Origin of the sequence: Serratia sp. CY33802 (genome assembly GCF_052169095.1) — a bacterium.
In the GTDB taxonomy this organism is placed as follows: domain Bacteria; phylum Pseudomonadota; class Gammaproteobacteria; order Enterobacterales; family Enterobacteriaceae; genus Serratia; species Serratia bockelmannii.
Map to the genome: position 1 here is coordinate 1,177,971 of NZ_JBJNLL010000002.1, position 12,224 is coordinate 1,190,194.

Annotated in this window: 9 protein-coding genes; 2 read left to right on the top strand and 7 right to left on the bottom strand. The window is 61.3% G+C overall.

Annotated features, from left to right (window positions below):
* Nucleotides 1-35: 35 nt before the first annotated feature.
* Nucleotides 36-1,688 carry a bifunctional UDP-sugar hydrolase/5'-nucleotidase UshA gene (gene ushA, locus ACJ8HA_RS12275; RefSeq protein WP_025301800.1) on the bottom strand — a complete coding sequence of 551 codons (1,653 nt, stop codon included), beginning with the start codon at nt 1,686-1,688 and terminating at the stop codon, nt 36-38.
* A gap of 178 nt (nt 1,689-1,866) precedes the next feature.
* Here ushA and ACJ8HA_RS12280 point away from each other — a divergent pair, with 178 nt between their 5' ends.
* The gene (locus ACJ8HA_RS12280; protein WP_049206191.1) at nt 1,867-3,087 is read left to right on the top strand and encodes an MFS transporter; all 1,221 of its coding nucleotides are present in this window, start codon (nt 1,867-1,869) and stop codon (nt 3,085-3,087) included.
* Between the two features lie 245 nt (nt 3,088-3,332).
* Complete coding sequence (gene ybaL, locus ACJ8HA_RS12285; protein ID WP_442515354.1) at nt 3,333-5,024, top strand: YbaL family putative K(+) efflux transporter; 1,692 nt, start codon at nt 3,333-3,335, stop codon at nt 5,022-5,024.
* A 58-nt stretch (nt 5,025-5,082) separates the two neighbouring features.
* Here ybaL and ACJ8HA_RS12290 read toward each other — a convergent pair whose 3' ends face one another.
* From ACJ8HA_RS12290 to adk, 6 genes are all read right to left on the bottom strand, one after another.
* Nucleotides 5,083-6,387, bottom strand: a complete 1,305-nt coding sequence (locus ACJ8HA_RS12290; RefSeq protein WP_025301797.1) for an inosine/guanosine kinase — start codon at nt 6,385-6,387, stop codon at nt 5,083-5,085.
* Between the two features lie 90 nt (nt 6,388-6,477).
* Nucleotides 6,478-7,440, bottom strand: a complete 963-nt coding sequence (hemH, locus tag ACJ8HA_RS12295; protein ID WP_004940253.1) for a ferrochelatase — start codon at nt 7,438-7,440, stop codon at nt 6,478-6,480.
* A 119-nt stretch (nt 7,441-7,559) separates the two neighbouring features.
* Nucleotides 7,560-8,723 (bottom strand): glycerate kinase, encoded by a 1,164-nt coding sequence (locus tag ACJ8HA_RS12300; protein ID WP_025301796.1) that lies wholly within the window; start codon nt 8,721-8,723, stop codon nt 7,560-7,562.
* 9 nt (nt 8,724-8,732) lie between these two features.
* Nucleotides 8,733-9,998: a GntP family permease gene (locus ACJ8HA_RS12305; RefSeq protein WP_025301795.1), complete on the bottom strand. Its 1,266-nt coding sequence runs from the start codon at nt 9,996-9,998 to the stop codon at nt 8,733-8,735.
* 119 nt (nt 9,999-10,117) lie between these two features.
* Complete coding sequence (locus tag ACJ8HA_RS12310; RefSeq protein WP_025301794.1) at nt 10,118-11,251, bottom strand: sugar diacid recognition domain-containing protein; 1,134 nt, start codon at nt 11,249-11,251, stop codon at nt 10,118-10,120.
* A 165-nt stretch (nt 11,252-11,416) separates the two neighbouring features.
* Complete coding sequence (gene adk / locus ACJ8HA_RS12315) at nt 11,417-12,061, bottom strand: adenylate kinase (protein ID WP_025301793.1); 645 nt, start codon at nt 12,059-12,061, stop codon at nt 11,417-11,419.
* Nucleotides 12,062-12,224: the final 163 nt, after the last annotated feature.

Here is a 12,224-nt window from a genome sequence, read left to right on the forward strand (position 1 = left end):
CCCGCGACAAGCGAGAACGCCGTTCCGCTACACCTCTATCGATAGACGATCTCGCCCTTTGGCTCGTAGGCCGCCGCATCCAGCGGCGAGTGTTTCTCGATGTACTGCTTCAGCACTTCGGCATCGATAAAGCCGGTGTTGACGTAGCTCGGCAGCCCGTCCAGCTTCGGATAGCCGTCGCCGCCCAGCGCATTGAAGTTCAGTGTCGCCATGCGGTAGGTTTTATCCGCCTGCAGCGGCTGGCCGTTGATCTTCACCTCGCTGACGCCCTTGCCGTCCGCCACTAGGCTGACGTTGGCGAACTGGGCGTAGGCGCCGGAGTCCGGCTTCATGTTGGCCACCACCGCCAGATACTGTTCAACCTCACGGCCTTTCATATCGACATGCACCAACGTGTTGCCAAACGGCTGCACCTTGAGCACGTTCTTGTAGGTGATATCGCCGCTTTCAATCGAATCGCGCACCCCGCCGCCGCTCATCACGGCGAAGTCGGCGTCGGCGCGCTCCCTCTGCGCCGCCAGCATCACCCGAGCCAGGTTGGTCTGCACGAAGCGCACCTTGCTGCGATCGCCTTCAAGCTTGCCGTTGACGCTGCCGATCTTCACGCCCAGCTGCGCCTTGCCCTTATCCTGGAACGGCGTCAGCAGCTTCATCATGGTCGGATCTTCCGCAATCTGCTGGGTGTAGTACACCCGCTCGCTGGTGCCGTCCGCCTTCTCCACCTTCTTCTTCAGGTTTACCGGGATCAGCTGATAATGCACCAGCTTCAGCTCGCCGTTGCGGAATTCGAAGTCGGCGCGACCCACGTATTTCCCCCACTCATGCGCTTGCACGATCCAGGTGCCGTTCTGGCGATCCGGCGAGCACGGTGTGCCCGGCACATAATCCACCTGTTTGCGGTTGTCGCCGGCCATACACACCGGATCCTGTGAGTGGCCGCCGACGATCATGTCGAGATATCCGGCCGGCAGGCTGCGCGCCATCTCCACGTCGCCCGGCGCATTCGAGCCGTGTTCGCCGTTATCGTAGTGCCCCATGTGGGTGGCGGCGATAATCACGTCCGGCTTCTCGTCCTTGCGCAGTTGCTCCACCACCTGCTTCGCTTCCTGCGCCGGCACGCGGAACTCCATGTCGGTGAAGTACTCCGGGTTGCCAATCTTAGCAGTGTCGTCGGTCGTCAGGCCGATAACGGCAATCTTGATGCCCTGCTTGTCGAACAAGGCGTAAGGCTTGAACAGGCGTTGGCCGGTGCTTTTCTGATAGATATTGGCGGACAGCAGCGGGAAAGTTGCCCATTTCTCCTGCTGGCGCAGTACGCTCAGCGGGTTGTCGAATTCGTGGTTGCCGATCGCCATCGCGTCATAGCCCACCAGGTTCATGCCGCGGAAGTCCGGCTCGGCGTCCTGCAAATCCGATTCCGGCACGCCGGTGTTGATATCGCCGCCGGACAGCAACAGCAGGCTGCCGCCCTGCGCCGCCACTTCCTGACGAATGCCGTCCACCAGCGTTTTCTGCGCGCCCAGACCGTATTCGCCGTGATCGTTCTGCCAGAAGTGACCGTGATGATCGTTGGTATGCAGAATGGTGATGGCGTAGGTCTTATCCTTTTCCCAGGCACTGGCGGCCCCCGACAGCAACGTCAGGGAAACGGCCAGCGCGCATGCGGTGGTTTTCAGCGAAAAACGCATGGCGGATCTCCGTGTATTCAATAGCTTTTATGATGAGGGCGGAATTGTAGCGCGAATTAATGACAGCTGATTTCAAATTTTTGCGATGTGAGTCTGATTATTTCAGATATGGTAAAAATTGGGCGCCCTGCCTAAGATGTCATCTCTGTGCTCAACAACTTCTCAGGCTAATAATAATATGACCGACAGTAGCCAAAGCGCGATGCCGCCCGCCAAGGGCAGTGCGGTGAAGGGAACTGCCTTCTCCATCCTTGGCGCCATCAGCGTGTCTCACCTGCTCAACGATATGATCCAGTCGCTGATCCTGGCGATCTACCCGATCCTGCAAGCCGATTTCCACCTCAGTTTCGTGCAGATCGGCATGATCACCCTGACCTATCAGCTAACCGCCTCGCTGCTGCAGCCGCTGATCGGGTATTACACCGATAAACACCCGCAGCCTTACTCGTTGCCGATCGGCATGGGCTTTACCCTGTCCGGCCTGCTGCTGCTGTCGGTGGCGAGCACCTTCCCGCTGGTGCTGCTGGCGGCGGCGCTGGTGGGCACCGGCTCATCGGTCTTCCACCCGGAATCCTCGCGCGTGGCGCGCATGGCCTCCGGCGGACGACACGGCCTGGCGCAGTCGCTGTTCCAGGTCGGCGGCAACTTCGGCAGCTCGCTCGGCCCGCTGCTGGCCGCGCTGATCATCGCGCCTTACGGCAAAGGCAACGTCGCCTGGTTCACGCTGGCGGCACTGCTGGCGATCGTGGTATTGCTGCAGGTCAGCAAGTGGTATCAACATCAGCACCGGGCAACTAAAGGGCAGCCGAAAAGCCCGTCGATGCTGAAACCGCTGCCAAAACGTACCGTTGCCTACTCGCTGGGCATTCTTCTGGTGCTAATTTTCTCCAAATACTTCTACTTGGCCAGCATTAGCAGCTATTACACCTTTTATCTGATACATAAGTTCGGCGTTTCAGTGCAGAATGCGCAAATTCATCTGTTCGCCTTCCTGTTCGCAGTAGCGGCTGGCACCATTATCGGAGGGCCTCTTGGCGATAAGATAGGCCGTAAATACGTTATTTGGGGCTCTATTCTCGGCGCTGCGCCATTTACCCTTGTTTTACCCTATGCATCACTCTATTGGACCGGCATTTTAACGGTGATCATTGGAGTTATTCTCGCCTCGGCGTTCTCCGCCATTCTGGTCTACGCTCAGGAGCTTATCCCCGGTAAAGTCGGCATGGTTTCCGGCTTATTCTTCGGTTTTGCTTTCGGTATGGGCGGGTTAGGCGCGGCAGTTCTTGGTTATGTCGCCGATTTAACCAGTATCGAACTGGTCTACCAAATCTGTGCTTTCCTACCGCTGATCGGCATTATTACCGCGCTACTGCCCAATATGGAGCATAAACCGCAATAACCCCGCGAACCGCCCGGATGAAATTATTTATTCATCCGGGTTATCCTACGGATAAATCAATGTTATTTGGCTTATCTGACACAAAACTCCCTTATTGCCCCGCCTTAAGTGAAATCCTCTGCTTTTTTACAAAAAAGGCCAAATTAGCCAAGCAAGCCGCGAACAAATGCAATAAACTAAATGTATCTTTTCGTAACTTTGTTGCGTTTCTCCCGTGCCGCGATGCATAGCCAGAAGGAGTATGGATGCATAATTCAACACCGCTCATTACCACCATCGTCGGAGGGTTAGTACTCGCCTTCCTCCTCGGCATGCTGGCGAACCGCCTGCGCATCTCCCCTCTGGTGGGGTATCTGGCCGCAGGGGTACTCGCCGGCCCGTTCACCCCCGGTTTCGTTGCTGATACCTCACTGGCGCCGGAACTGGCGGAAATCGGCGTTATCCTGTTGATGTTCGGTGTTGGCCTGCACTTCTCTTTGAAAGACCTCCTCGCAGTAAAATCTATCGCCATACCCGGCGCCGTGGCGCAGATAGCCGTCGCTACCCTGCTCGGCATGGGGCTGTCCAAGCTGCTCGGCTGGGATCTGATCTCCGGGCTGGTGTTCGGCCTCTGTCTCTCCACCGCCAGCACCGTGGTGCTGCTGCGCGCGCTGGAGGAACGGCAGCTGATCGACAGCCAGCGCGGGCAAATCGCCATCGGCTGGCTGATCGTCGAAGATTTGGCGATGGTGCTGACGCTGGTGTTACTGCCGGCCTTCGGCAACATGCTGGGCAACAACAACGCCAGCAGCGGCCAACTGCTGATGGAGCTGGCGCTGACCATCGGCAAGGTCATCGCCTTCATCGCGCTGATGATCGTGGTCGGCCGCCGTCTGGTACCGTGGATCCTGTCGAAAACCGCCAGCACCGGCTCGCGCGAACTGTTCACCCTGGCGGTATTGGCGCTGGCGCTCGGCATCGCCTACGGCGCGGTGAAACTGTTCGACGTCTCCTTCGCCCTGGGCGCCTTCTTCGCCGGCATGGTGCTGAACGAGTCCGAACTGAGCCACCGCGCGGCGCACGATACCCTGCCGCTGCGCGACGCGTTCGCGGTGCTGTTCTTCGTCTCGGTCGGCATGCTGTTCGATCCGATGATCGTGATTAACGAACCGCTGGCGGTGCTGGCGACGCTGGCGATCATCGTGTTCGGCAAATCCGCCGCTGCGTTCCTGCTGGTGAAAATGTTCGGCCACTCCAAGCGCACCGCGCTGACCATCTCCGCCAGCCTGGCACAGATCGGCGAGTTCGCCTTTATTCTGGCGGGCCTTGGCATCACGCTCGGCATGATGTCGGAACACGGTCGCAATCTGGTGCTGGCAGGCGCTATCCTGTCGATCATGCTCAACCCGCTGTTGTTCACCCTGCTGGAGCGCTATCTGGCCAAGACCGAAACCATCGAAGAGCAAATCCTCGAAGAGGCGGTGGAAGAAGAGAAGCAGATCCCGGTAGAGATGTGCAACCATGCGCTGGTGGTCGGCTACGGCCGCGTCGGCAGCCTGCTGGGCGGCAAACTGGCCGAGGCGGGCATTCCGCTGGTGGTGATCGAAAACTCCCGCCCGCGGGTGGAAGCGCTGCGCGAGCAAGGCATCAAGACGGTGTTGGGCAACGCCGCCAATCCGGAAGTGATGGATCTGGCGCGGCTCGACTGCGCACGCTGGCTGCTGCTGACTATCCCCAACGGCTATGAGGCCGGCGAGATCGTCGCCTCGGCGCGCGCCAAGCGCCAGAACATCGAGATCATCGCCCGCGCCCACTACGACGACGAGGTGGCCTACATCACCGATCGCGGCGCCAATCAGGTAGTGATGGGCGAACGGGAGATCGCCAACAGCATGCTGAACATCCTGCAGCTGGACACCCTGAGCGAAGAAGAAAAAATGGGCGGCTGCCCGATCTGAAGCGCCCCGCGCGCACAAAAAAAGGTCCGGCATGCCGGACCTTTTCTTTTTCAGCGGGTTAACGCTCCCAGTAAGACTCTTCCAGGCTGTCTTCGCGCTCCGGCAGGCCGCGAGTGAGGCGCGGCGAATGCTGGTTCAACACCTGGTAGCTGACGCGGTTGGCGTATTTGCACACCTGCGCCAATGAGGAGTATGTCAGGTAACTGCGCACGTGCTTGCTGGAATTCGGCACGTTATGGCGGTGATAGCCGTTGGCGGCGATATCGTGCAGCAACGCCGACAGTGCGCCGTCGCCGGCGCCGTTGGTGTTCATGATCCTCTCGGGGCCGCCCATATAAGGCGCGATGTGCGAATAAACGCGCAGCGGATTTTCACAATGCTCGCGGCGCATGGCGCGGCTGAATTCGTAGCGGTTGAACTCGGCGATATGCCCCGGCAGCAGCGGGTGCTGGGTCTGGCGCTTGTTGGCTTCTTCGGTGTAACCCGCCATATACAGGCCGTTCGGCCCGGCGGTGCACAGCACCAGATCCACCCACTCCAGCGCCATGTCCGAGGCGGTCAGCGGATCGCTCAGCCCGGTCAGCTCCAGCGCTTCGTCTTCATTCATCGCCAGAATGGTCACGTTTTCCTTCAGGAAGTCGCGCCACCACTGCGGGTTGTCGGCGATCACGTACTTGGTGCCCAGCGTCAACACCACCGGCACGTCGTGTTTTTTGGCATATTCGATCGCCTGCAGGGTGGCGGCCTTCATCGGCTCCCCCTCCTTACAGCGCACCAGATAAGAGCTCAGCACCAGCGCCGACGCGCCGGCGATCACCTCTTCAGGAATGCTTTCCGGGCGCAGCTGGTTCATTTGGCCAGGGTTGATGGCGAAGGTGCGCTCGCCGCTTTCCCCGATCAGCGTGAAGCAGCGGCCGATGGCGCCGTCTACGCCCTGCAGATAGTTGAGATCGGTACGGCTGGAGGTATTGCACAGGTAACGGTAGGCGTAGCTGCCGATTTTCACGTTGCTGCACATCACGCCGAGCAGCACCGAGCGATCGTCCGCCAGCACCGAATAGTTGTGCATGGTGTTACCGATGGTGCCGCCGGCGAACTGATGGGTAACCAGGTTGTTTTCGTTCAGTTCCTGATACAGCGCCTCGGCGACGTCGTCTTCGATCACCAGAGAGTGGCCCAGGCTCAGGCCGTAGCGCTGGACAAAAGCGTCGTCCACTTTCGCCTCGATATCCACCAGCGTCTGATCGATGCCGACGATATACGAGGTGCTGATTTCACTTTCGGGCTGAGCCTGCTGCAGAAGCGGATCGCGGGCGCTCACCGGGAAATAGTGTTTGGACTTGCGTTTACCAGGAAATTTCATGTGATTGGCGGTGGTGACGGTTTAACAAGCGGAGAATGTTAACACATCCCCGCCCGATCACGATGCATCTAATAGACAGATTATGGATGATTACAGGCGCTGCGCCACCAGCTGCTGCATCATATCGATATGCGCCGGCTCGTCGTTCAACGCCGAGATATATTCAAACTTCTCGCCGCCGGCCTTGAGGAAGATCTCGCGGTTCTGTTCTTTGATCTCTTCCAGCGTTTCCAGGCAGTCCGCCGAGAAACCGGGGCAAATCAGCTGAATGTGCTTCACGCCCTGCGCCGGCAGCCCCTTCAGGGTCTCATCGGTGTATGGCGTCAGCCACGGCTCGCGGCCAAAGCGCGATTGGTACGTCATCATCACGCGCTCCGGCGCCAGCGGCAGCGTGGCGCTCAGCGCACGCAGCGTATCCTCGCAGCGCTGCGGGTAGTCGTCGCCCAGGCGCGCATAGCGTTTGGGGATGCCGTGGAACGACAGCACCAGCCGATCCGGCTGGCCGTGCTCGGCGAACGAGCGCTCCACGCTTTGCTGCAGCGCGGCGATATAGGCCGGGTGTTCGGCGTAATCGCGGATGAAGGCCACCGACGGCAAGCGGCGATAGCCTTTCAGCACTCGCGCTACGCCATCCCATACCGCCGCGCTGGTGGAACAGGAGTATTGCGGGTAGAGCGGCAGCACCACCAGGTTGGTCACACCTTGCGCCAGCAGCTTGTCGATGGCTTCCGCCAAACTTGGCGAGCCGTAGCTCATTCCCAGCTCCACCGGCGTATTCGGCATGCGCGCCGCCAGCGCCCGCTGTTGGCGGCGGCTGTATACCAGCAGCGGCGAGCCTTCTTCCATCCACACCGACTGATAGAGCTTCGCCACGCGCGGCGAGCGGATCGGCAGGATCGCGCCGTTGAGGATCGGCCACCAGATCAGCGGCGCCGTGTCGACCACGCGATCGTCACTGAGGAATTCCTTCAGATAGCGTTTGACCGCCGACGAGGTCGGCGCATCTGGTGTGCCCAGGTTCACCAGCAATACGCCGTGTTTCTCTTGCTTCATCTCAGTTCCCCTCATTTCCTTTCCGGCCGGCATTCCGTTCTGGGTCGGGATGTCAGCAGCCATTAATGCCGGCTATTGTAACGGAAAAGTCCTGCGTCGGAACCGATAACAGCAACAGGCTATCCCTGTGGGCTTCCCCCTTGCGCCAGTTGCCATACCGCCGCCACGTTGCGCGCCGTCACCTGCAGATTGCGATCGGCGTCCGCCAGCGCGTCTTCCAGCGTCACGATGCGATCGAGCACCGAAAACGCCGCATCGATGCCGTGTTGATGCACCACCGAATAATCCGGCGTCAGGCTGCCGGCGATGGCGATCACCGGCACGCCGTGACGCTTGGCCACTCGCGCCACGCCGATCGGCGTTTTGCCGTGGATCGACTGGCTGTCCAGCCGCCCTTCGCCGGTGATCACCAAGTCGGCATCGCGCACCGCTTCATCCAGGCGCAGGGTTTCGGTGACAATCTCGATGCCCGGCCGCAAGCGCGCTTCGAGCATGCCAAGCAGCGCCGCCCCCATGCCGCCCGCCGCGCCCGCCCCTGGCTGGGTCAGCACGGCGCGGCCGGTTTCCCGCTCCAGCAGTTCGCCATAGTGATGCAGCGCCGCATCGAGCTGGGCCACCATCTCCGGCGTCGCCCCCTTCTGCGGCCCGAACACCGCCGACGCGCCCTTTTCGCCGCACAGCGGGTTATCCACGTCGCAGGCGGCGGTTACGCTCACCCGTTGCCAACGCGCGTCCAGCCCGGCGAGATCGAGATGCGCCAGCTGCGCCAGTGCCGCACCGCCCACCGGCAGCGGCCGGCGATCCTTATCCAGCAATTTAACGCCCAGCGCCTGCATCATCCCAGCGCCGCCGTCGTTGGTGGCGCTGCCGCCGATGCCGAGAATGATCGCCTTCACGCCGCGCTCCAGCGCCGCCAGCATCAGCTCACCGGTGCCGTAACTGGTGGTGATGCGCGGATCGCGCCGGTTGGGCGGCGCCAAATGCAGCCCGGAAGCGGCGGCCATTTCAATCACCGCGGTTTCGCCGTCGCCCAGCAGGCCATAAAATCCCAACACCGGCTCCCCCAGCGGCCCGGTGACCGTCACCTGGACGATTTCGCCGCCGGTGGCCGCCACCATCGACTCCACTGTGCCTTCGCCGCCGTCCGCCATCGGCAGCTTCACGTAGTGCGCCTGCGGGTAAATTTGGCGGAATCCCCGCTCGATGGCGTCAGCGACGCCGAGCGCGCTCAGGCTCTCTTTGAAAGAATCCGGGGCAATAACCACTTTTTTCAGCGTTTTCATCACTGTTCCTTATCCCGCCAGGTTAAATACGCCAAACATCAGCGCCGAGATTGCCGCAATGGTGAACCCCACCAGCGTTTCATACGGCAGCAGCTTCAGCCGCTCGTGCACCGCCATATTGACGCTGCCGCCGGTGGCGTGGAAGAAGCTGCCGTGCGGCAGGTGATCCAGCACCGTGGCGCCCGCATGGATCATCGCCGCACCGGCCAATCCGCTCACCCCCAGCTCGAGCAGCGTGGAGCTGAACACCCCGGAAGCCACGGCGGTGCCGGCGGTGGTCGAGGCGGTCGCCATCGACATCAGCGCGCCGGACAGCGGCGCCAGCAGCCAGGCCGGTAGCCCGGTGTGCGTCAAACCGTTAATCAAGACATCCTTCAGCGCCGAGTTGGCGATAATGCCCGCCAGCGTGCCGGTGCCGAGCAGCATAATCGCCACCGGCGCCATGCGCGACAGGCCGGAAACCATAAACTGATTGCACTGGCGGATGCGCCCCATCAGCAGCGCGCCCGCCAACCCGCCAGCAGGCAGCGCGATCAGCGGATCGACGGCGATACCGGCGATCGGCCGCAGCGACAGCAGCAGGATCGCCACCAGCGGCGCGCTGATCGCCGCAGCGAAGCCCGGCCGCGCCCCTTCGGCATGCTGAGTCAGCTCTTCAGCCATCACCCTGCCGCCTTTATCGCTCAGGCGGCGCGCCAGCAGATAGGCCACCACCAGGCCGCACAGCCCCGGCACGATGCCGGCCATCATCACCGAAGTGAGCGGCACGTGGAAGTTGTCCGCCGCCGCGATGGTGTTCGGGTTGGGAGACATCACGTTGCCGGCCTTGCCGCCGCCGATCATCGCCAGCAGGATCGCCGCGCGCGAAATGCCGGCCCTCTGGGCGATCGACAGCGCGATCGGCGCGACGGTGATCACCGCCACATCGATAAACACCCCCACCGCCGTCAGGATCAGTGTAGCCACCGCCAGCGCCAGCAGCGCGCGGGTTTCGCCCACTTTGCGCACGATGGTTTCGGCGATGGTGTGCGCCGCGCCGGATTCGATCAGCACCCCGGCCAATACCCCCGCCGCCAGAATGCGCATCACGGCGTTGGTGATGCCCTGCGCCCCGCCGATCATCAGCGTTACGGTCTGCACCAGATCGGCGCCGCCGCACAGCCCGCCCGCCAGCGCGCCGGCAATCATGCCGTAAGCCGGCGGCACCTTGCGTAGGATCAGAACGATGGCGACGGCTAACGCCACCAGCGCTCCCAGAGTGGATACGGTTGTCATTGTTGTTTTCTCCGTGGTTGATGTGCAGGCCAACATATCCCGCGCGCCCGGCGTTGACCTGAGGGGAAACAACAAAAAATTGCCGAAGGAACGGCGCGAAATTTGTGGGTTGGCACAACTCAGTCGTGCATCAGCATGCCGATATACAACCGCAGAGCGTCGGTTAATTGATTGATTTTCATGCCAGTTATGGCTTCGATGCGCTGCAGGCGGTAGCGCAGGGTATTGACGTGAATATGCAGCTGCGCGGCGGCCTGCGTCTGATCACAATTCTGCGAAAAATAGTGGCGCAGCGTGGCGCGCAGCACGCCTTTTTCATCCTGTTCGCCCAGCGTCCGCCAGGGGCGCCCCAGCTCTTGCGCTCGCCAGTCCTCCCCGAGATCGCACAGCAGCGACGGCAGCGGATAGTCGTGGTAGAACAGCGTGGCGTGACGCAGTTTCAGGCGCTGCGCCATTGCCTGGGTGGCACGCGCCGTCAGGCTGGAACGGTAGGCGCTTTGCGGATCGTCATAAAAACCGCCGACGATCAGCCGCACCCGAAAGCGGTGTTTTAGCTGGTTTTGCAAACGCTGCGCCTGCTGGCGCTCCAGCTTCAAACTCCATTCGCCCTGAGCCATGCAGGCCGGGCGCAACAGGGTCATTTCATTGAAGCCGGTAATGGCGATCAACGCGTCGCGCTGGGTGGCCTCCAGCTCCGCCAACAGCTCACGCAGCAGGTGCGGCTGCGCCTCTTGCAGCTCGACGATCCAGACGATGCGCGCCTGGCGCAGATCCAATCCCAGATACGCCGCCATCGCTTCCAGCGACGCGGTGTTCGGCTGCGGCTGCAGCAGCTGGTTCGCCAGCTCTTCCCGGTAGCGTTTTTCCCACTGGTGCTGATCCAGCAGCGCCGCCTGCTCCACCATCATCTCCGCCGCCATCTTCACCAGTTCAGCGTAGGCGCGCACCTCGGCCGGCTCGCCGGAGATGCCGATCACCCCCACCCGCTGATTGCGAAAGCTGAACGGCAGGTTGATGCCGGGCCGCACGCCCTTCAGGTGTTCGGCGGTGGCGCGGTCGATTTCCACCACCCGGTTCTCCGCCAGCGCCAGCACCGCGCCTTCATGACGCTGGAACAGGCGCTGCGGGTTGCCGGAGGCGATGATCACGCCGTTGCTGTCCATCACGTTGACGGAATGGCTGATGATGCCCATCGCCCGCTGGACGATCTGGCGCGCGGTGGCTTCCGCCAGAAGATTGGTTTGTCTGAGCATGCCCGGCTCCCTGCTGAGGGTGAAAACGCAGGCTTGTTATACGCCATTTGGCGCGGGCGATTAACGGGCACGGCCGCAACAAGCTGCCGCGATCACAATTTGGCGGGAAAACGGCAAAAAAAACGCCGGACCACAGGCCCGGCGTCATGCACAGCCAGTTTGCTATCAACCGAGGATAGTCGCCAGCTCTGCGCTCACTTCGGCCACCTTGCGGGTGCCGTCGATTTTGCGGTATTGGGTGTTGCCCGCTGCCGCTTCTTTGCTGTAGTAAGAGATCAGCGGCGCGGTCATCTGATGGTATTCCACCAGGCGCTTGCGCACGGTCTCTTCCTGATCGTCCTTGCGCGTGGTCAGCTCTTCGCCGGTCACGTCGTCTTTGCCTTCCACCTGCGGCGGGTTGAACTTCACGTGGTAGACGCGGCCGGACGGCGCGTGTACGCGGCGGCCAACGATGCGGTCAACGATCAGCTCGTCCGGCACGTCGAACTCCAGCACGAAGTCCACGTTGATGCCGGCTTCTTTCATCGCGTCAGCCTGCGGAATGGTGCGTGGGAAGCCGTCCAGCAGGAAGCCCTTGCGGCAATCTTCCTGCGTGATGCGCTCTTTGACCAGCGCGATCACCAACTCATCGGTCACCAGCTTGCCGGCGTCCATGATCTCTTTCGCCTGCTTGCCCAGTTCACTGCCGGCCTTCACGGCTGCGCGCAACATGTCACCGGTGGAGATTTGCGGAATGCCGTATTTCTCCATGATGAATTGAGCCTGAGTACCTTTACCAGCGCCCGGAGCGCCCAGCAGAATGATACGCATTGCGTAAATCCCCTTGCTATGTAGTTTTTATAAAATTGCGAAAACGCTCAACGATACCATTTCAGGGGGGGCAGGCTCAAGGCGCGCGAAGGAAATCGATTGCGGAATGTGCAAAAAAACGGACGAACAAAAGGCAAGAAAAAGCGGGGAAAAACCGGAAATA

Coding starts and splice junctions, on each gene's coding strand:
- ushA (WP_025301800.1), bottom strand. CDS start 1,688: ATGCGTTTTTCGCTGAAAACCACCGCATGCGCGCTGGCCGTTTCCCTG.
- ACJ8HA_RS12280 (WP_049206191.1), top strand. CDS start 1,867: ATGACCGACAGTAGCCAAAGCGCGATGCCGCCCGCCAAGGGCAGTGCG.
- ybaL (WP_442515354.1), top strand. CDS start 3,333: ATGCATAATTCAACACCGCTCATTACCACCATCGTCGGAGGGTTAGTA.
- ACJ8HA_RS12290 (WP_025301797.1), bottom strand. CDS start 6,387: ATGAAATTTCCTGGTAAACGCAAGTCCAAACACTATTTCCCGGTGAGC.
- hemH (WP_004940253.1), bottom strand. CDS start 7,440: ATGAAGCAAGAGAAACACGGCGTATTGCTGGTGAACCTGGGCACACCA.
- ACJ8HA_RS12300 (WP_025301796.1), bottom strand. CDS start 8,723: ATGAAAACGCTGAAAAAAGTGGTTATTGCCCCGGATTCTTTCAAAGAG.
- ACJ8HA_RS12305 (WP_025301795.1), bottom strand. CDS start 9,998: ATGACAACCGTATCCACTCTGGGAGCGCTGGTGGCGTTAGCCGTCGCC.
- ACJ8HA_RS12310 (WP_025301794.1), bottom strand. CDS start 11,251: ATGCTCAGACAAACCAATCTTCTGGCGGAAGCCACCGCGCGCCAGATC.
- adk (WP_025301793.1), bottom strand. CDS start 12,061: ATGCGTATCATTCTGCTGGGCGCTCCGGGCGCTGGTAAAGGTACTCAG.